General features: G+C 56.4%; 21 protein-coding genes and 2 pseudogenes. 14 read left to right on the forward strand and 9 right to left on the reverse strand.

Annotated elements, in window-relative coordinates; all coding sequences use genetic code 11:
• Window positions 1-100 precede the first annotated feature (100 nt).
• Both ACZ5AM_RS02760 and ACZ5AM_RS02765 read left to right on the forward strand, forming a co-directional pair.
• Window positions 101-601: a magnesium-dependent phosphatase-1 gene (locus ACZ5AM_RS02760; RefSeq protein WP_464915911.1), complete on the forward strand. Its 501-nt coding sequence runs from the start codon at window positions 101-103 to the stop codon at window positions 599-601.
• Entirely contained in the window at window positions 582-1148 is a 567-nt protein-coding gene (locus ACZ5AM_RS02765) for a DUF366 family protein (RefSeq protein ID WP_464915912.1), read from the forward strand. Before ACZ5AM_RS02760 ends, ACZ5AM_RS02765 begins: the two co-directional genes overlap by 20 nt.
• On the opposite strand, the gene ACZ5AM_RS02770 is transcribed toward ACZ5AM_RS02765, so the two are convergent.
• Window positions 1142-1750: a hypothetical protein gene (locus tag ACZ5AM_RS02770; protein ID WP_464915407.1), complete on the reverse strand. Its 609-nt coding sequence runs from the start codon at window positions 1748-1750 to the stop codon at window positions 1142-1144. The genes ACZ5AM_RS02765 and ACZ5AM_RS02770 overlap by 7 nt on opposite strands.
• Before the next feature lie 44 nt (window positions 1751-1794).
• Window positions 1795-2668 (reverse strand): annotated as a pseudogene (locus ACZ5AM_RS02775) (PhoI).
• A 130-nt stretch (window positions 2669-2798) separates the two neighbouring features.
• Here ACZ5AM_RS02775 and lysS point away from each other — a divergent pair.
• Window positions 2799-4379: a lysine--tRNA ligase gene (gene lysS, locus ACZ5AM_RS02780; RefSeq protein WP_464915913.1), complete on the forward strand. Its 1581-nt coding sequence runs from the start codon at window positions 2799-2801 to the stop codon at window positions 4377-4379.
• 1 nt (window position 4380) lies between these two features.
• Here lysS and ACZ5AM_RS02785 read toward each other — a convergent pair whose 3' ends face one another.
• Window positions 4381-5067: a class I SAM-dependent methyltransferase gene (locus tag ACZ5AM_RS02785; protein ID WP_464915408.1), complete on the reverse strand. Its 687-nt coding sequence runs from the start codon at window positions 5065-5067 to the stop codon at window positions 4381-4383.
• Between the two features lie 60 nt (window positions 5068-5127).
• On the opposite strand from ACZ5AM_RS02785, the gene ACZ5AM_RS02790 reads away from it, so the two are divergent.
• Genes ACZ5AM_RS02790 through ACZ5AM_RS02800 form a run of 3 tightly spaced genes read left to right on the forward strand, consistent with a single transcriptional unit; the run spans window position 5128 to window position 7866 of the window.
• Complete coding sequence (locus ACZ5AM_RS02790; RefSeq protein WP_464915914.1) at window positions 5128-6078, forward strand: beta-ribofuranosylaminobenzene 5'-phosphate synthase family protein; 951 nt, start codon at window positions 5128-5130, stop codon at window positions 6076-6078.
• Entirely contained in the window at window positions 6071-7222 is a 1152-nt protein-coding gene (locus ACZ5AM_RS02795) for a DUF1464 family protein (protein ID WP_464915409.1), read from the forward strand. The genes ACZ5AM_RS02790 and ACZ5AM_RS02795 overlap by 8 nt, the downstream gene beginning before the upstream one ends.
• A gap of 59 nt (window positions 7223-7281) precedes the next feature.
• Window positions 7282-7866, forward strand: a complete 585-nt coding sequence (locus ACZ5AM_RS02800) for an indolepyruvate oxidoreductase subunit beta (RefSeq protein ID WP_464915915.1) — start codon at window positions 7282-7284, stop codon at window positions 7864-7866.
• A 9-nt stretch (window positions 7867-7875) separates the two neighbouring features.
• Here ACZ5AM_RS02800 and ACZ5AM_RS02805 read toward each other — a convergent pair.
• Window positions 7876-9041, reverse strand: a pseudogene (locus ACZ5AM_RS02805) (MFS transporter).
• An 8-nt stretch (window positions 9042-9049) separates the two neighbouring features.
• On the reverse strand, window positions 9050-9517 hold the full coding sequence (locus ACZ5AM_RS02810; RefSeq protein WP_464915410.1) for an HIT family protein: 468 nt from the start codon (window positions 9515-9517) through the stop codon (window positions 9050-9052).
• Between the two features lie 61 nt (window positions 9518-9578).
• Between ACZ5AM_RS02810 and ACZ5AM_RS02815 the strand changes: the two genes are divergently transcribed.
• The 8 genes from ACZ5AM_RS02815 (at window position 9579) to ACZ5AM_RS02850 (ending at window position 14971) form a co-directional block, all read left to right on the forward strand.
• The gene (locus ACZ5AM_RS02815; RefSeq protein ID WP_464915916.1) at window positions 9579-9797 is read left to right on the forward strand and encodes a hypothetical protein; all 219 of its coding nucleotides are present in this window, start codon (window positions 9579-9581) and stop codon (window positions 9795-9797) included.
• A gap of 51 nt (window positions 9798-9848) precedes the next feature.
• Complete coding sequence (gene psmA, locus ACZ5AM_RS02820; protein ID WP_464915411.1) at window positions 9849-10631, forward strand: archaeal proteasome endopeptidase complex subunit alpha; 783 nt, start codon at window positions 9849-9851, stop codon at window positions 10629-10631.
• Between the two features lie 11 nt (window positions 10632-10642).
• Window positions 10643-11353, forward strand: coding sequence for a ribosome assembly factor SBDS (locus ACZ5AM_RS02825; RefSeq protein WP_464915412.1), 711 nt, complete (start codon window positions 10643-10645; stop codon window positions 11351-11353).
• Window positions 11350-12114, forward strand: coding sequence for an exosome complex RNA-binding protein Rrp4 (gene rrp4, locus ACZ5AM_RS02830; protein ID WP_464915413.1), 765 nt, complete (start codon window positions 11350-11352; stop codon window positions 12112-12114). Before ACZ5AM_RS02825 ends, rrp4 begins: the two co-directional genes overlap by 4 nt.
• The gene (gene rrp41 / locus ACZ5AM_RS02835) at window positions 12111-12860 is read left to right on the forward strand and encodes an exosome complex exonuclease Rrp41 (protein WP_464915414.1); all 750 of its coding nucleotides are present in this window, start codon (window positions 12111-12113) and stop codon (window positions 12858-12860) included. The genes rrp4 and rrp41 overlap by 4 nt, the downstream gene beginning before the upstream one ends.
• On the forward strand, window positions 12853-13674 hold the full coding sequence (gene rrp42 / locus ACZ5AM_RS02840; RefSeq protein ID WP_464915415.1) for an exosome complex protein Rrp42: 822 nt from the start codon (window positions 12853-12855) through the stop codon (window positions 13672-13674). The genes rrp41 and rrp42 overlap by 8 nt, the downstream gene beginning before the upstream one ends.
• 94 nt (window positions 13675-13768) lie before the next feature.
• Window positions 13769-14194: a cell division protein SepF gene (locus ACZ5AM_RS02845; RefSeq protein WP_464915416.1), complete on the forward strand. Its 426-nt coding sequence runs from the start codon at window positions 13769-13771 to the stop codon at window positions 14192-14194.
• Between the two features lie 81 nt (window positions 14195-14275).
• A complete protein-coding gene (locus ACZ5AM_RS02850; RefSeq protein ID WP_464915417.1) occupies window positions 14276-14971 on the forward strand; it encodes a ZPR1 zinc finger domain-containing protein in 696 nt (231 codons plus the stop codon).
• 23 nt (window positions 14972-14994) lie between these two features.
• On the opposite strand, the gene ACZ5AM_RS02855 is transcribed toward ACZ5AM_RS02850, so the two are convergent.
• The 4 genes from ACZ5AM_RS02855 to ACZ5AM_RS02870 form a co-directional block, all read right to left on the reverse strand.
• A complete protein-coding gene (locus ACZ5AM_RS02855) occupies window positions 14995-15519 on the reverse strand; it encodes an ASCH domain-containing protein (protein ID WP_464915917.1) in 525 nt (174 codons plus the stop codon).
• Window positions 15520-15564: 45 nt separating this feature from the next.
• The gene (locus tag ACZ5AM_RS02860; RefSeq protein WP_464915918.1) at window positions 15565-16566 is read right to left on the reverse strand and encodes a homoserine dehydrogenase; all 1002 of its coding nucleotides are present in this window, start codon (window positions 16564-16566) and stop codon (window positions 15565-15567) included.
• A gap of 37 nt (window positions 16567-16603) precedes the next feature.
• The gene (locus ACZ5AM_RS02865) at window positions 16604-17449 is read right to left on the reverse strand and encodes a CBS domain-containing protein (RefSeq protein ID WP_464915919.1); all 846 of its coding nucleotides are present in this window, start codon (window positions 17447-17449) and stop codon (window positions 16604-16606) included.
• Between the two features lie 90 nt (window positions 17450-17539).
• Window positions 17540-18733 (reverse strand): sodium ion-translocating decarboxylase subunit beta, encoded by a 1194-nt coding sequence (locus tag ACZ5AM_RS02870; RefSeq protein ID WP_464915418.1) that lies wholly within the window; start codon window positions 18731-18733, stop codon window positions 17540-17542.
• Between the last annotated feature and the right edge of the window lies 1 nt (window position 18734).

The following is an 18734-nucleotide window of genomic DNA, read 5'->3' on the forward strand; positions in this document are numbered from 1 at the left end:
CCTATGCACGGCCCTCATGTGGCTTACCCTAAAACTCTTCTGAAGATCTTGCATCAGCAATCGTTAAATTTCCTCAATCCCGTTTATCCCGGTGGTTCTGATGAGACTGCTCGTTCTCGACTTGGACGGTACCCTATGGGACCATGAGGATGCTTCCCGGCTCAAGCCACCCTACCGTTTCTCAGGTGACTGTCTCTTTGATTCTAGAGGCGAGATGCTATGCCTTTTCCCCGGCGTTCACGAGTTCCTTGAATGGGCGAGCGAAAGGTTCGTTCTTAGCATAGCCAGCTGGAACCTTGAGGAGCGGGTGAGACCCATCCTTGAGGGCTTCGGCCTCTGGGACTACTTCATGTTCCCTAAGATCGAAGGTCATCCCAACAAGGCCGACATGATAAGACGAACCCTTGAGGAACTCGCGTCCATTGGCTACAATGTTGAGGACGTCATCTACGTGGACGACAGAGATCTTCACGTCGATGAGGTCAGGATGACCCTCCCCGAGGTTGACTTCGTCCATATGTGGGTCGATGTAAAGTCTTTTGAAGAACTGAGAGAACTCCTTGAAAGACGGGGTGATGACGATGGAACTGCTGGTCGTTAAGGATAAGCGCATTGATTACGACGGCTCGGCCATTGGAAGCCACTGGGCCTACAGGAACTTCGGAATCCTCGGAAACTCTCTCGTCGTCTTCCGCGGCAAGTGCGACGTTAAAGTCGAGGAGATGATTGACATAGAAGATCTCCGTCAGAGCAAGGAGATAAAGAGCGACGACATGGTGCACTACATAATCGAGGTCTTTGACCTCGTTAACACCCTCTTTGCCTCAACGTTGCAAAAGCTGTTCATAGCGAGGCTCTGTGAGGTTCTCCGGGAATACGGCGTTGAAACCGTCAGGAAGGGCGACGACATCTACGTGAACGGCAAAAAGTTGAGCATCTCGATAGCTACGGTCTCTCCGGTCAGCGTTAAGATACACATCGGGATAAACGTTGAGGGGAAGGGAATTCCGGAGGGTGTCGATGCCATCGGCCTCAAAGAGCTCGGCATCACCGACGTCGAGGGCTTCATGGAGAAGACCGGGAAAGCCCTGGTTGAGGAGTTCAACAAGGTGAAGAAGGACAGCCTGAAGGTCAGGTGGGCTCAGTAGAGGAGGAACAACAAACCTCCAACGAGCGGAACTGCCAGGTTGTCGTCGAGCCAGCTTTGGTACTCGGCCAGGGTCAGCACCGCCGCCCACCCTATTTTTCCCACAGTTCCGGCTTCGAGGAGGGGAAATGCTATCAGGAGCGCCGTGACGAAGTAGCCTATGCTCCCCGTCCAGTGCTTTTTGAGCTTCACGTTGAACCCGTGCCGTCTAAAGTAGTGATGCCTTACTATTCCCGTGACCCCGTCGCTTATCGCCATCGCGAGCAACAGAGCGGTCGCGTATTCGAGTGGAAGTACAAGCGGAATTACCGAGGCAGAGAACGCGAAGAAGACCTCGCCGTAGTTGTGCTCTATCTGGTACCAGCTCAGTTCCTTTCTCCTCAGGTGCGACCAGAGCTGGAAGACTCCAAAGACGAATGCGGCAGCGCTGAAAACCCACGCCGGGATAAGTCCCCAGTAGAACATCAGAACCGCGGGAACTATGCTGAAGTGGATTATCTTTCTGTTCACCCACGCCCACTCTTCGCCCATCCTCCTGGTGAGGGCTATCGCGGCCAGAATGAAGAGCGCCGCCAGTCCCGCGTAGGGGAGCCACTCAAGCATCGATTTCACCAAAAATGAAAGAGGGGGTTGGGGTTAATATACCTTCACCCGAAAGCCGTTATGACCTTGTGGAGGGTATTTATGAAGTCCTCCGCGTGGACTACAATATACCAGTCCTCGGTTCTCGTGAGTTCTCCGCGCGATTTCCCAACCAGCTCCCCGTAAAGGCCTTGAATCTTCACCCTCGGCTCCGTGGTTGAGAGCTTCAGCGTTATCTCGCTCGGCTTTCCATCCTCCCAAACGACCCCCACCTTCAGGTCCGCTTTGGTTTCCCTCTTCTTTCTGAGGCCGAGCTTGAGGTAGCGGAGCCTCTCCTCCGGAACGTCGTTCTCTCTGGCTTTCTCCCTAAGATAGTCTTCGGCAAGTGTAAGCCCGTGCAGGCCGAGGGCGTAGCCGAAGACGGGAATTCCAAGGTCTTTTCTGGTTCTTCCCTTGTAGGCGTAGACCTCTATCCTCCTTCCGGAGCCCCTCGAGGCGAGGTAGAGGCCGTTCGTTTCCTCCCGCCTGAACTCGCTCAAAAAGTCCATGAGCGTTTTCGTAGAAAGAGAACGGTATCGAGAAGCTCGCCCACGTTCCCCATATCCTCGGAGGAACCGAGACGAAGCTCATCTCCTCGAGGTGGTATTCGAGGGGCTTCGGCCTCAGTATCAGGAAGCCCTTCTCCGTGAGCTCCATCTCCATGACTGCCCTCTTCCCGGGCACCAGAGCGAACTTCCCGTCGCTCTCAAAGTCCTTCGCCTTTAGGAGTCTGTCCCTTCTCAGTCTTCTCTCTTCCCTCGAACTTACCACTACGGGAACCGGCGTTTTCCTTCCCGTTTCCTTATCGTGGGGGACTTTGAAGCCCGCCTTCAGGAGCTCCTCCTGGATTTCGAGCGAGGCTGGGAAGAAAATCTGCATCCTCTCCAGTTCAACTTCCATTGGGGTGCCTCCTTACATTCTTGGGGAGTTTTTACTATTCATGTTTATAAAATTTTCCCTTCCCGAATCGTTACCAGTGGCCGAGCTTAAGCTTAAAAGGGCCTCGACAGAGCTAAGCGCGGTGGTGAGAATGGTTCACTGGGCTGACTACATGGCTGAGAAGATAATCAGGGAAAGGGGCGACAAGGAGGAGTACGTCGTCGAGAGCGGGATAACCCCGAGCGGTTACGTTCACATAGGCAATTTTAGAGAGTTCTTCACCGCTTACATAGTCGGCCACGCCCTCAGGGATAGGGGCAAGAGGGTGAGGCACATCCACATGTGGGACGACTACGACCGCTTTAGGAAGGTTCCGAAGAACGTCCCGCAGGAATGGAAGGAGTACCTCACAATGCCAGTCCGCGAGGTTCCCGACCCCTGGGGATGCCACGACAGCTACGCCGAGCACTTCATGGAGAAGTTCGAAGAGGAAGTGAGGAAGCTCGGCATCGAGGTGGACTTCCTCTACGCAAGCGAGCTATACAAGTCAGGTGAATACGCCGAGGAGATAAGGCTCGCCCTTGAGAAGCGCGACGAGATAAAGGCCGTCCTCGACAAGTACCGCGAGAGGGCGAAGCAGCCGCCCCTTGAGGAGAGCTGGCAGCCGGTCATGATCTACTGCCCGCACTGCAGGAAGGAGGCCGAATTCCTCGGATGGGACGGTGCGTGGAAGGTCTCCTATAAGTGCTCCCACTGCGGGAGAGAGGGCGAGACCGACATCCGAGAGGGCAACGTGAAGCTCCGCTGGCGCGTTGACTGGCCGATGAGGTGGGCCCACTTCAAAGTTGACTTCGAGCCGGCAGGAAAGGACCACCTCGCCGCTGGCAGCTCCTATGACACCGGAAAGGAGATAGTGGAGAAGGTCTTCGGCTGGCCGGCCCCCATGACGCTGATGTACGAGTTCGTCGGGATAAAGGGCCAGAAGGGCAAGATGTCGGGAAGTAAGGGCAACGTTATCCTGCTCAGCGACCTCTACGAAGTTTTAGAGCCTGGAATAATCCGCTTCATCTACGCCAAGTCGAGGCCCAACAAGGAGCTGAAGATAGACCTCGGCCTTGGACTGCTCAACCTCTACGACGAGTTCGACAAGGTTGAAAGGATATACTTCGGCCTTGAGCATGCCAAGAACCCGGAGGAGGAAGAGGAACTGAAGAGGACCTACGAGCTTTCCATGCCCGAGGTTCCCGAGAGGCTCACGGCCCAGGCCCCCTTCCGCTTCCTCGTGACCCTCGTCCAGATGCCGCACCTCGACGAGGAGGGCATCATCAGAATCCTCCAGGAGCAGGGACACGTTCCGGGGGAGCTGAGCGAAGAAGACCTGGAGAGGATAAGGCTCCGCATAATGCTTGCAAAGAACTGGGTCGAAAAGTACGCACCCGATGACGTCAAGTTCAGCCTGCTTGAAAGACCGCCGGAGATCGACCTCCAGCCCGAGGTCAGGGAGGCAATGCTCGAAGTTGCCCAATGGCTCAAGGAGAACGAGAGGTTCAGCGTTGAGGAGCTCAACAACGTCATATTTGACGCGGCAAAGAAGCGCGGAATCCCGAGCAAGAAGTGGTTCAAGGCCCTCTACAACGTCTTCATCGGCAAGGACCGCGGCCCAAGGCTCGCTCCTTTCCTGGCTTCCCTGGACAGGAACTTTGTGATTAAGAGGCTCCGCCTCGAGGCCTGATTCATTTTTTCGGGACGTAGACTTGGAAGTAGCTGTGCTCGTTCATTTTTTCGCTGTGTATCCCTCTGAAGTAGAGCCTCGCCAGTAGCTCCACCGCTGTTTTCCCCCACACGTTGAAGCGCACCCTGAAGCTCTCTTTCTCGCTCTGGAACTCTATCACGACGGTTTTCTCGTCGGGATCCGTTAGGACCCTGCTTATCCAGTACTCGGCACCGACAACCTGGCCGTTCCTCAGCACTGGGAGAAGCTCCCTCAGATCCGTGAACTGAAGGATGAACCTCCCCCCGGGCCGTAGAACCCTGGCGACCTCGCGGAAGACCTCGTTCAGTTCCTTCGGCTCAAAGTGAACCAGACTGTCTATCAAGAGCACGTAGTCGAAGCTGTTCTCGTCGAAGGGCAGGCTTTTGGCGTCTCCCTCGATGAATTCCACCTTCGAGCGCCTGTCCCTCGCGAACTCCCTTGCCTTCTCCAGCATTAGTGGACTGTTGTCAAGCCCGACAACTTCAAAGCCCAGATCCTCCAGCAGGAAGGAGAAGCCGCCCACTCCACACGCCAGGTCGAGAACCCTTCCCTTTCTGGGCATGTACTTGAGGAGAAGAGGTTCTAGGCTTTCTATCCTTCTCCTGTACTCGTCCGAGTATACGTCGCTGTAGGCCTTGAAGACCTCGTAGTACTTCTCGAAGGACATGTTCCCTGATTCTCCGCACACCTTAAATACTTGTCCCAGACTCTATCCTCGGTGGTCGCGGTGATAAGGGTAAGCGCTCCAGCCCACCTCCACACCGGAAACCCGGACTTAAGCAGTGACATGGGGAGGCTCTACGGAACGGTTGGCTTCGCCATCGAAACGCCGAGGCTTGAGATAGAGGTAAAGGAAGCCGATAAGGACACCTCAAACGACAAAGACGCCCTCAGGTTCCTTAAACGTTTCCGCGAGAGCTACGACTTTCCTCCGGTGGAAGTCACCGTTAAGAGCTACATCCCGAAGTGGGTCGGAATAGGCTTCCACACGACCCTGGCCTTGAGCCTTGGGAGGGCCGTAAGCGAGCTCTACGACCTCAACCTCTCGCTTGAAGATATTGCCCTCGCGATGAGGCGCGGCCTAATAACGGCCCTCGGCTTCTACGCCCTCAAGGTAGGTGGCTTCATCTACGAGGGTGGCTTCCCGGTGGACAAACGCGAGAAGGTGGTCCCGCCCCTCATCTTCAGGGGCGAGATGCCAGATGACTGGCTCTTCGTCGTTGCCATTCCGGAGACGCCGAGGAAGGCCCTGGCGGAGGTAAGGAAGAGGGAGGACGAGATACTGGACAACCTGAAGACGATGCCCCCGGAACTGGCCGACAGGCTCTCACGGATAGTCCTCATGAAAATCCTCCCAGCTTTCGTCGAGCGCGACATCAAAACCTTTGGCGAGGGCCTCTACCAGTTCAACCACCTCCTCGGCGAGTTCTGGAGCGACTACCAGGAGAACGTTTACTGCTGTGACCTGGTCAACGAGGGAATAAGGCTGATGCTGGACAAAGCTTACTGCGCCTGCCAGACGAGCTGGGGGCCGACTTTCTATGCCCTCGTTGAGGGAAAAACTCAAGCGGAAAGGCTAAAATCCCTCGTGGTGGAGTTTCTCCGCGAGAACGGTGACGGCGGCGAGGTCTTTATAACCCGTGCCGACAACCGCGGGATGGTGGTGGAACGTGGTTAAGGCCGTTGGTATAGACTCCGGGACGAAGAGCATGGACGTTTTCGGCTTCGACGACGAGACCGGCGAGATAATCGTTGATACCGCCGTTGACAGGAATAAAGTAACCGAGAACCCGGCCATAATCGTCGAGCTCCTGCGCGAGGTTCAGGAAAAATACGGAAAGATTGACGCTATAGTTGGCCCCTGCGGCTACGGAATCCCTCTCAAGCCCGCAAGGGAAGCGACCGACGAAGAGATAGCCCTCGCGACCTTCATCACGGAGGCCGACGTGAGGAGGAGGCTCAAGATAGTCGGCCTGAGGGAGTTAATGCTCCTTCTCAGGGAGGCGGGGGACTTAAACGTCTACTTCACGCCCGGCGTCATACACCTCCCGACGGTTCCCGAGTGGAGGAAGGCCAACAGGATTGACCTTGGAACGGCTGACAAGGTCTTCACCGTGGCCCTTGCGATGGTGAGGGAAGCCGAGAGGAAGGGCATACCCTACTTCCAGACCAACCTCATAGCGGTCGAGGTCGGCTTTGCCTACACCTCGGCGATGGCCGTCAAAAACGGCCAAATCGTTGATTCCATGGCCGGAACTGCCGGTTTCCCCGGCTACCTCGGAATGGGTTTCATGGACGGTGAACTTGCCTACGCTCTGGCCAACGCACTGGATGACTTCGGAAAGCTCGTCCTCTTCCAGGGCGGTGCCTCTTACGTTGCCGGGATAGACCCTTTCTCAATAACCCCTGAGGAGTTTGTGAAGCTCTCAAGGAAGGACGAAAGGGTCGAGAAAGGTTACAAGGCCATGATAGAGGCCATAGTCAAGGACGTCTTCGCTTTACTGCCCTCGGTAAAGCCGGAGTCAATCTACATCAGCGGCCGCTTTTCAAGGATTCCCGGGTTCTTCAACGACGTCAAGGGGGCCCTTGAGGAGGCCTTCGAGAGCTACGGCTTTTCAATTGAGGTCCTCAAGCTTGAGAGCCGGGCAAAGGCCAAAGAGGCCGCCGAGGGGAGCGCTATAATAGCCAACGGCATCGCGGGAGGAGAATATAAAGACCTCGTCGAGACGCTCCGCCTGAGGGAAAGCTCGGGCTCAATCTTTGACTGGGTAAACCTGAAGGAACGCGATAGGCTCAAGATTTTCGAAGAGCTAATCCTTTAGGCGAATTTTTTTGAGCTTAGCTTTTTATTCCTTTCCCCCAATCAATCTCGGTGGTGTTCATGGAGTTCAACCTTATCATCACCGGTGTCGGGGGCCAGGGTGGGTTAACACTCTCCAGGATAATCGGGAACGCGGCGATGGTCGAGGGCTACAACGTTAGGATAGGCGAGACCCTTGGAATGAGCCAGCGCTACGGGAGCGTTCTGAGCTATCTGCGCTTCGGTGAGGAGGTTTATTCGCCCCTCATCGAGGAGGGCAAGGCCAACCTCATGCTGGCTCTTGAGCCGGCTGAAGCTTTAAGGAACGCCCGCTTTTTGGGGAAGAATAGCGTGGCGATAATCAACGCCTATCCCATCCACACGGCAACGACGCTGGTCGGCAAGGAAAAGTATCCTGAGCTCGACGAGATAAGGGAGGCCATTGGAAAAATCTGCCCGGTTCACATGGCCAACTTCCAGAGGGAAGCCGATAAGATAAACCCCCGCACTTTGGGCGTTCTGATGCTCGGCTACGCCTACGGTAAGGGTTTAATTCCTCTCAGGCGCGAGTCCCTGCTTGAGGGCATAAGGCTCACCCTCCGCGAGAAGCTCTGGGAGATGAACTTCAGGGCCTTTGAGCGCGGCGAGGAGCTTGCCGGTAAGTGAGCCTTTTCCTTATTCATTGTGCTTGATGAAGAAGGCATAGAAGAGTGCCGTTGCAGAGGCATAGAGGAGCGCGGTGGCGTAGAAGGGATAAGCTAAGGAAACGGCGAAGAGCGTTCCACCTATTGAGTTCCCTATTCCTCTCATAAACGTTGAAAACGCCTGCTGGATTCCGTTGGCTGTGGCCTTCTCCTCGGTTCTGAAGAACCCCATCATGAAGGAGCTGTTTATAGGCCAGATTATGTTCATGAGTATTGCCCTGAGGACGTAAACCGCTCCCGCTAAAGCGAAGGTCTCTATCGAGGGGAAGATTGCGAAGAGGAGAGTGGCGAGCCCCTGGAAGAATGATATGACCTTCACGGGCCCGTATTTCCTGACGAGCTCGGGCAATCCAAAGGAGCCTAGCCCCATGGCCAACTGCTGGAAGAAGAAAATCCAGCTTATCGCTTGGAGTGTTTCACCAAAGCGGAGCTTGAAGTAGAGGCTCATGAAGGGTATGGTTATCCCCGCGCCTAGGCCGATAAGCGCGCTCGGCAGGGAGAACTTAAGGATTTTGAGAACGAGGGCCTTTTCCCATCTAATCTTCTTTTCCCTTACAACGACGTCTCTGACCATAAGCAGGGCAGGGATGACGAAGACGAACTGGAGGAGCGAGAGGGAAAACGTTATCCTGTAGGCAGTTTCCTCGGTGAGAGACAGGCCCATAAAATAACCCGGCAGAAAACCCGCGAGGAGAACACCCAGGAATTGAAGAGCGTCCCGAGACCGAAGCTCTTGGAGAATGCCTCGTGTCGCCTCTCATCGGGAACGAGCTCGCTCAGGTAGGCGTTGTAGTTAGGTTGCCTCAGTCCCATGTTAACTCCCACGAGGACGAAGCCGAGGAAAAGAACGAGAGAATCTATGGCCAGCACCTGGAGGAGCCTGCCGGCCAGACCCAGAAACGCGCTCAGGAGGAGGGTTTTCCTGTAACCGAGACGCAGGGATATCGGCCCTGCAAGGAGGAAGAACAGGCCCCCAACTATCGTCTGTGCCGAAAAGAATGCTCCCATGGCCTTCATGTCGTAGCCCAGGGCCTTTAAATAGAAGGGCATTATGAAGAACGAAAACCACAGGAAGGTCTGGCCCAGTGCGTTTGCACCTATGAGTATCCTCGCGTCCCTGCCGTACTCTGAGAGCATGGGGTGATCTAAATCTTAGCGTTTATAAGTTTGTCGAAGTGATGCTTCAGCTCCTGGATCTCTCTTTTGTTCAACCTGTTCCTCTCCCATCTTTCCTTCATGCTCAGGTTCTCGTCCTCCAGATCGAGAACGGCCTTTCTGACGCCTCCCCTTGGGCTTTTGCAGTCTCCGCTCCATCTCGGGATGACGTGGACGTGAAGGTGCGGAACCGTTTGCCCGGCGGCCTTTCCGAGGTTTATCCCGACGTTGAAGCCGTCCGGCTTGAGGGCATTTTTCAGGGCTTCCATGGCCAGCTCCACTCCCTTCAGGAGGGCCTCCTTCTCCTCCCAGCTGAGCTTGTTCCACGTTTCTACGTGCCTTTTGGGAACAACCAACAGGTGCCCCCTGCTGGCGGGGTAACCGTCGAGCAGGATCATTATCATCTCTCCCTCGTACAGGACGCTTTCCCTGGCTGGACTGCAGAACGGGCATTCCATTTTGATCCCCTACCAAAGGCTTAAAACCCCGAAATTTAAACCCTTTCCATCGGTGGTGTGGATGGAAGGGGATCTTTCGCAGCTCCAGGCAATGTACAGGAAGCTTATGCTGAGCGGCCTCCTCCTGCTCCTGCTGGCGTTCGGTCTGCTCATAGCGAAGCCCTTTGGCACGGCTTCGGTAGTCCTTGGGGCCGTGCTCTTTCCGGTGGCGTTCATCCCCCTCGAGCTCGCCAGGAGGACAGCCCAGAGGCTCGCCCTCATTGCTATCGAGAGGGGTTGATAGAAAAGCTTAATTATTGGGCGAGAAAATGAGTGTTGGGAGGTGATTGGGATGGCGTTTGTACCACCGCAGGCCGGTTACGACAGGGCCATTACCGTTTTCAGTCCGGACGGAAGGCTGTTCCAGGTGAACTACGCAAGGGAGGCAGTGAAGCGCGGGGCAACGGCTGTCGGCGTTAAATGGAAGGACGGGGTTGTTCTGGCCGTTGAGAAGAGGATAACCAGCAGGCTAATCGAGCCGAGCAGCTACGAGAAGATATTCCAGATCGACGACCACATAGCGGCCGCTCCAAGCGGTATAATAGCCGACGCGAGGGTTCTCGTTGACAGGGCCAGGCTCGAGGCTCAAATCTACCGCCTCACCTACGGCGAACCCGTTCCGCTCACCGTTCTGGTGAAGAAGATCTGCGATTTAAAGCAGGCCCACACCCAGTACGGCGGTGTGAGGCCCTTCGGTGCGGCTTTGTTGATGGCCGGCGTCAACGACAAGCCGGAACTTTACGAGACCGACCCGAGCGGTGCCTACTTCGAGTGGAAGGCAGTCGCGATAGGAAGCGGCAGGAACACCGCCATGGCGATCTTCGAGGAGCACTATAAGGATGACATAGACATGGATGGTGCCATAAAGCTCGCCGTACTGGCCCTCGCGAAGACCCTCGAGGAGCCGAGCGCGGAAGGGATAGAGGTGGCCTACATAACAACCGACGAAAAGCGCTGGAAGAAGCTCTCAAGGGAGGACGTTGAGCGCTACCTCTCCGAGATCCTTGAGGAGCTCAAGGAAGAGGAAGTCGAGGAGAGGGAAGAGGACTACTCCGAACTCGACCAGAACTACTGAGGTGACGGGCGATGCCCATAAGCGTTGACAAAGCGGTAATCGCCCGTCTGAAGACGCACGGCGAGACCTTCGAGATATTGGTTGACCCTTATTTAGCTAGGGACTTCAAGGAGGGCAAGGACGTCCCCATAGAGGAGATCCTCGCCACTCCCTACGTTTTCAAGGACGCCCACAAGGGTGATAAAGCGAGCGAGCACGAGATGGAGAAGATATTCGGAACCAGCGACCCCTACGAGGTCGCCAAGGTTATTCTCCGCAAGGGTGAGGTTCAGCTCACGGCAGAGCAGAGGAGGCAGATGCTCGAGGACAAGAGGCGCTACATAGCGACGGTGATACACAGGCACGCCGTTGACCCGAGAACCGGCTACCCACACCCCGTCGACAGGATTCTCAGGGCGATGGAAGAAGCTGGAGTCCACATAGACCTCTTCAAGGACGCGGAGGCACAGGTTCCGGCCGTTATCAAGGCCATAAGGCCGCTCCTCCCGATAAAGCTGGAGATGAAGGTCATAGCCGTCAAGATACCTAGCGACTACGTGGGCAGGGCATATGGGGAGGTTAGGAAGTTCGGGAACATAAAGAGGGAGGAGTGGGCCAGCGACGGCTCGTGGATGTTCCTCATCGAGATTCCGGGAGGGGTCGAGGAGGAGTTTTATGAGAAGCTGAACACCCTGACGAAGGGCAGTGCGATAACTAAACTGATAGAGAGGAAGGGAATATGAGGAGAGTTTTTGTAAAACCCCGGGAGTTAGTGGTTCCAGGAACGCTGCTGGCGCAGGGCCCCTTTAAGAACGGAAGGGGGACCTTCAGGGAAGGCAACAGGATCTATTCGACGGTGGTTGGCCTCGTTGAGATCAGGGGAGACCTCGTGCGCGTAATACCCCTCGAGGGGCCGTACATACCGGAAGTCGGGGACAACGTCCTCGGCAAGATAATAGACGTGAAGTTCTCCAGCTGGACCGTCGACATAGGCGCCCCCTATCAGGCGGGGCTCAGGGTTCAGGATGCGGTTGAGGAGCGCATAGACCTCCTCAAGACCGATCTCAGGAAGATCTTCGACATTGGGGACATAATCTACGCCAAGATAAAGGCCTACAACGAGGTGAACCAGATAGACCTCACGACGAAGGGGATGCCCTTCAAAGGAGGCCCTCTGAGGGGGGGACAACTGGTCACGATAACGCCCTCCAAGGTTCCCAGGGTAATAGGCAAGGGCGGTTCGATGATCAACATGATAAAGAAGCTCACGGGTACGCGGATAATAGTCGGCCAGAACGGCTGGGTCTGGGTCAGCGGGAAGAAGGACGAGCTTGAGAAGCTTGCTGTTGAGGCCATACTGAAGGTGGACAGGGAGAGCCACACTCAGGGCCTCACCGACAGGGTGAAGGAGTTCCTCCTCTCCAGACTCCAAGAGCTCAAGGAGAGTGGAGTGATCGAGGAGATCCCGAGGCTTGATGATGGTGGCGAAGGTGAAGGACAATGATGGGTAGGCCTGAGGGTTTGAAGCTCATCGATGAGAACGGCAGGAGAATCGACGGGAGGAAGAAGTACGAGCTGAGAAAGATCCACATGGAAGTTGGCGTTTTAAAGAACGCCGACGGATCCGCCTACATCGAATGGGGCAAAAACAAGATCCTCGCGGCGGTTTACGGCCCGAGGGAGATCCACCCCAAGCACCTCCAGAGGCCCGACATGGCAGTCCTCAGGGTCCGCTACAACATGGCGCCCTTCAGCGTCGAGGAGAGGAAAAAGCCGGGCCCCGACAGGAGGAGCGTTGAGATAAGCAAGGTCATAAGGGGAGCGCTCGAACCGGCCCTTATACTTGAGATGTTCCCGAGGACCGTCATAGACGTCTTCATCGAGGTTCTCCAGGCAGACGCAGGAACCCGCGTCGCTGGAATAACGGCGGCTTCTCTGGCCCTCGCCGATGCCGGCGTTCCGATGAGGGATCTTGTGGCCGCGTGCGCCGCTGGAAAGATCGACGGCGAGATAGTCCTCGACCTCAACAAGGACGAGGACAACTACGGCGAGGCCGACGTCCCGGTGGCGATAATGCCGCTCAAGAACGACATAACGCTCCTCCAGATGGACGGCTATCTAACGAAGGAGGAGTTCATGGAGGCCGTGAAGCTCGCTATCAAGGGGGCAAAGGCCGTCTATCAGAAGCAGAGGGAGGCGCTGAAGGAGAAGTACCTCAAGGTGGCCCAGGAGGTGGCAGGGGATGAGTGAGATGGAGATCATGGCCGGCATAATGAGGGACAGGATACTCAGCCTCCTCAAGGAGGGGAAGAGAATAGACGGAAGGGGCTTTGAGGACTACAGGGACGTCGAGATCAAAACCGGCCTCATAGAGAAGGCCGAGGGATCGGCCTGGGTGAGGCTCGGCGATACCAGGGTTCTGGTGGGTATAAAGGTCGACGTCGGCGAGCCTTTCCCCGACCTGCCGGACAAGGGAGTGATGACGACCAACGTCGAGCTCGTTCCCCTCGCCTCGCCGACCTTTGAGCCAGGCCCGCCTGACGAGAGGGCCATCGAACTTGCCCGCGTGGTTGACAGGGGGATCAGAGAGAGCGGGGCGGTCGAGCTTGAGAAGTTGGTCATCGTTCCGGGCAAGCTCGTTAGGGTCGTCTTCATCGACGTCCACGTCCTCGACCACGACGGAAACCTGTTCGACGCAACGGGCCTGGCGGCGATGGCTGCCCTCATGACGACGAGGGTTCCAAAGGTCGAGTACAACGAGGAAACCGGGGAGCTCACCAAACTCGACGAGTACGAGCCCCTCCCGGTCAGACACGTTCCGCTCCCCGTTACCTTCGCCAAGATAGGCTCCAGCATAGTGGTCGACCCCAACTTGGACGAGGAGACCGTTATGGACGGCAGGATAACCGTAACCACCGACGAGACCGGCCACATATCCTCGGTCCAGAAGGGAGAAGGGGGCTCCTTCAAGCTTGAGGAGGTCATGTACGCTGTCGATACTGCCATGAAGAAGGCCGAGGAGCTCAGGAAGATACTGCTAGAAGCGGTCGGATCCGCTCCCTGACCCTTTAATTTTGCCGCCCTTTGGGAAAGAGATATAAACATTGAAGTGCATAAAAGTTCAGCTTTCGTTACGATCAAACCCCGGGGTGAAAAATATGGGACTGTTCGATAGCATAATCAAGAAGGAGAAGGAAAAGCCCAAGAAGCCTCCCGCTCCCTCCGTCAAGGAGGCCGTTAAGGGCAAGGAGCCCAGGGAGGAGAAGGTCCAGCCGAGGGACGTTGACGTTATACCCCTCGAGGAGGACGTCCTCGCCAGGGAGATCGTAAAGCCCCAGCTCAGGTACATAAAGAAGATCGTCGTGACCAGCTACTCCGACCTCGAGAGGATATCTGAAGAGCTCCAGGAGGGCAACCTCGTTCTCGTCGATCTGAGCCCCCTTGAGATCAAACCGGACATCCTCGAGAAGGTCGTTGAGCAGATAAAAGGCATGACCGCCGCCCTTGGCGGCCAGGTGGCCAAGGTCTGTAAGGCCGAGATAAGGCTCCTCCTCACGCCGGAGGACATAAAGCTTGCCAAGTGATCCTCTTTGTCTTCGTTTCTTCGATTTTCCCTGTGCTCAACTTTATAAACTGTCCCTTCCCTTTCTCCAGGGTGGTGAGGGATGACGGAAAAGCGCGAGAGTGAGGCAAGGCCCGAGGACGTTCAGGTTATCTCCCTCGGCGACTGCCCGATATGCGGCGGTAAGGGGACTCTGAAGGCCATCCAGTACGTTCACGACATCCCCTACTTCGGAAAGGTCATGGAGAGCACGATAATCTGCGAGAAGTGCGGCTACAGGAACGCGGACGTCATGATACTTGAAGACAGGCCGCCGAAGCTCTACACTGTCAAAGTCGAGGAGGAAAAGGATCTCTTCACGAGGGTCGTGAGGAGCAAGAGCGGAACCATAGAGCTGGACGAGATAGGGGTCAAGATAGAGCCCGGCCCTGCTGCGGAAGGCTTCGTCACCAACGTTGAAGGCGTCCTTGAGAGGGTTCGCGAGACCCTCCTGATGGCGAAGCACTTCAAGGAGCAGGAGGGCGATGAGGAGGCGGTTAAGAGGGCCGATGAGATCCTCGAGTACATCGAGGAAGTGAAGGACGGCAAAAAGCCCCTCACCGTGAGGATAATGGACCCCCTCGGAAACAGCGCGCTGATAGGGGAGAAGGTCAAGAGCAGGCTCCTAACGCAGGAGGAGATAGACAGTTTAAGCCTCGGCCCCTACGTGAAGGTCGAGCCGGAGGAGGTCGGGGCAGAGAACGGTGGAGAAGAGGCCTCCCAGGGGGCCCAGGAGGAGAAATCAGGGGACTCCTCCTGAGAGAGGCCCGAAGAAGAAACCTATCAGAGGTAAACCACTTCCCTCGTCAGGAGGTCCTCTATCAGGTTCTTTACCCACTCCTTTCTCGTCCTCCTCGAGAGGTGGATTATCCCCTCTACCTGGACGCCGTAGCGCTCCCTGAGCTCTTCCCTGCTCACCGGCTCCTTGAAGAGGAAGGGTCTTTCAATGGTAAAGGCGTAACCGTAGTCCCTTATGTACTCCCCCAGCCACTTCTTCCCGTTCTCGCCGTGGACGAGGGTTAAGCCGCTCGTCTCCTTCGTCATCTCCCAGAGGGTATCCAGGTCTGCCTTCATCACCTCGCCAACCTCGAAGCCTCCGGCTATAGTTCCCCTCTTCGTCAGCGTCTGCTCCTCGTGGAGGCCGAGCCTCCTGAGCGTATCGCGGAGCTCGTAGGGATTGCCCCTCGCGACGTAGAGGAAAACGAGGTCGCCCTCGCCGAAGGCCCTAGACTTCCTAAGCTCCACCGTCTTCAGTCCGCGAAAGAGCAGCTCCGCGTAGACCTGGTGGAGTGCTATGACGTGCTCCATCCTCTCACCCGGCTCCACTTTCTCCGTCCGGATAAAAATCTTCCCTCAGAGTCTCAGCGCGGCCTTCAGGATGTCGCCCACAACCCCGCTCGCGGTCTCCTTCAGTCCCGCCCCTGCACCCTTGATCACCAGCTCGCCCAGGAGATCCGTCCATATAATCGCCGCGTTCTCGTGGCTCTCAACTGCAAGGGGGCTCCCCAGTGGAACTTCCTTCGGTTCGACAACTACCTTTTCCCTCTCCACCGTTGCTACGAGCCTTATCGTCCTGTTCCTCTTCCTGGCCCTCTGAACCTCTCCTCTCGTTACCTCGGCTATACCCTTCACCTTAGCCTCGTTGAATGTTATGGGCCCAAAAGCTACGCAGTGCAGAATGGTGGCCTTGTAGCCTGCATCCATTCCAAGGATGTCCCCGCTCGGGTCCCTCTCGGCTATTCCCAATTTCTGGGCCTGTTTGAGGGCCTCCTCAAACTCGAGCCCCATCTCCATCCTGCTCAGGATGAAGGTTGTCGTCGCGTTCAGAACCGCCTCAATTCTCTCGACGGTATCTCCAAGCAGGTTCTCGCGCAAAAGGCCTATAACCGGTGTCCCCGCCATGACCGTCGCCTCGAAGAGGTAGGGGAGGCCCTTCTTCTCGGCCTCGCTCATAAGTTCCGCGTAGTGATAAGCTAGAGGCGGCTTGTTGCTCGTGACGACCGCTTTGCCTTCCCTGAGTGCGGTGAGGTGCCACTCGTGGGCGTTTTTGTCGTTGGTAACATCGACAACGATATCGGCGTCAACTTCTCTCACCGCTTCCCCCGGAGTGAGATTGTAAACCTCGTAGTCGTTCGTCCACGACGAGAGCTTTCCAAAGGTCTCCTTAATTAGCAAGGCCTCCCTGAGGTCTATTCCCTCCGGCAACCAGACGACCCCGCTGGTGTCGGCGATGCTCACGACCTTAAGCGCTATACCATACCTCTCGCGGAAGAGTTTTTCCTTCTCGAGGAGAACCCTCGCGACGGCCCTTCCAACGTTTCCAAAACCGAAGAGGGAAACTCCAACCTCTCTCACAGACACCACCGCTAAGAATGGAGAGGGAGGGGTTAAATCACTTGTTGAGGATTACCTTTATGATGTCCATGTCCCTGACGATGCCGACGAGCTCGCCCTCGCCCTTGATGACCGGCAGCTGCTCTATCTCGTAGTTGACCATCTTCTGGGCGACGTCGTAGATGCTCATGTGCGGCGTAGCAACGACCAGCTCGCGGTTCATTATGTCCTCGACGGGCTTCTTCGGCAGTTGAAGTTCTGCCTTCTCGAAGAGTAAGGTGGGGTTGCTTTCGAGGATCCAATCTTCCTCGCTCGAGGCCGCTAGGGCTGTCTGCTTCATCACCCTGACGACCTCGCTGTCCTTGAGGAGGTCGGTCTCGTCAACCATTCCGACTAGGTTGCCGTCGTCGTCTATAACCGGAATCGCCATCGCGTTGCAGAGGAGGAGCGCCTTGAGGGCCGCCTTAAGCGGCGTCCCCTGCCACACAACGCCGACGTTCCTCTGGTAGTAGTTCTCTATGGTGATGTCCTTCAGCTTCTCGTTCTTGGCCAGGTAGCGCCTCACTATGTCCCCGACGGTGAGTATGCCCACAACTTTTCCGTCCTCATCCACGACGACTACCCTGCGGTAGTCCATCTCCAGCATTCTCCTCACGGCCTTCTTGAGGTCATCGTCCGGCCTGACGACGGGAACTTCCCTTCGTATGAGCATGGCCAGCTGATCCTCGTCAGGGTGAAGGAGAACGCTCTTTATGCTCACTATTCCGGCCAGCTGGCCGGTTTTCTTACTGACGACTGGAAAAGACCTGACGTTGTGCTTCTTGAACAGGTCGAGGGCGTAGCCCCTGGTCGCGGGGAGCTCTATGACCACTGGGTCCTTTGTCATTATCGTCTTTACCCTCATGCTCACCACCGCTTAACCTAAAGAGGTGTTCTATTATTTAAGGTTTTGTTTTGGGCGAGAAAATTAGGCCGGCGGAAAGAAATGAAAGCGTCACCCGAGCAGGGCCAGGAAAACACCCGCCACGACCGCGGTTCCTATAACGCCTGCGACGTTCGGGCCCATTGCGTGCATGAGGATGAAGTTGCCCGGATCCTCCTCGCTGGCCATCCTCTGGACCACCCTAGCCGCCATGGGAACGGCTGAAACACCGGCCGCGCCTATCATTGGGTTGATCTTGCCGCCGCTGAGCTTCATCATGAGCTTTCCGAAGAGCACTCCCCCTGCTGTGGCGCTTGCGAATGCTACGACGCCGAGTCCAAGGATCATGAGGGTCTGCTGGGTGAGGAAGCTCTCGGCGCGCATGGTTGAACCGACGCCCAGGCCGAGGAAGATGGTGACTATGTTCATGAGCTCCTCTTGTGCCGCCTTGCTCAGCCTCTCGACGACGCCGCTCTCCCTGAACAGGTTGCCTATCATGAGCATGCCTATGAGCGGCGCCGCGCTCGGGACGAGCAGGCCGATGACGATCATGGTGATTATCGGGAAGAGTATCTTCTCGCGCTTTGAGACCGGCCTGAGCTGCTCCATCCTTATGCGCCTCTCCTCGGGGGTGGTTAAGGCCTTGATGATCGGCGGCTGTATTAGTGGGACTAGACTCATGTAGCTGTAAGCTGCAACCGCCGTCGCTGCCAGTATCTCCGGCGCGAGCTTCGTCGTAAGGTAGATCGTCGTCGGGCCGTCGGCACCCCCGATGATGCCTATGCTCGCCGACTGGTTGAGGTTGAACCCCAGGGCGAGGGCCGTGAGCATGGCAACGAAGACGCCTATCTGCGCAGCGGCACCCATGAGGGCAGTCTTTGGATCCGCTATCATGGGCCCGAAGTCGGTCATGGCCCCGAGGCCGAAGAATATCAGGAGCGGTACCACCTCTGTTTTGACGAGGAGGTAGTAGATCAGGTCGAACAGGCCCGGCTCCCCGTATTTGTCGCTCATGTAGGATATCGTCTTGAATATGCTGTCGCTGACGTTTTCGGGTAGGTTAACTCCAACGGGCCAGTTGGCTATGTGGCTCAGCGGGAGGTTAACCAGTACCGCCGTTATCCCTATGGGCAGGAGGAGCAGGGGCTCCATCTCGTACCTTATGGCTAGGTAGACCAGCGTTAGGCCGACGATGATCATTATGACGTTCCCTACCGTGAGGTGGAGAAGTCCGAGGGTGTTGAGGAAGTCTACGAACGTTGCCATG

The organism is Thermococcus fumicolans, from assembly GCF_055386755.1.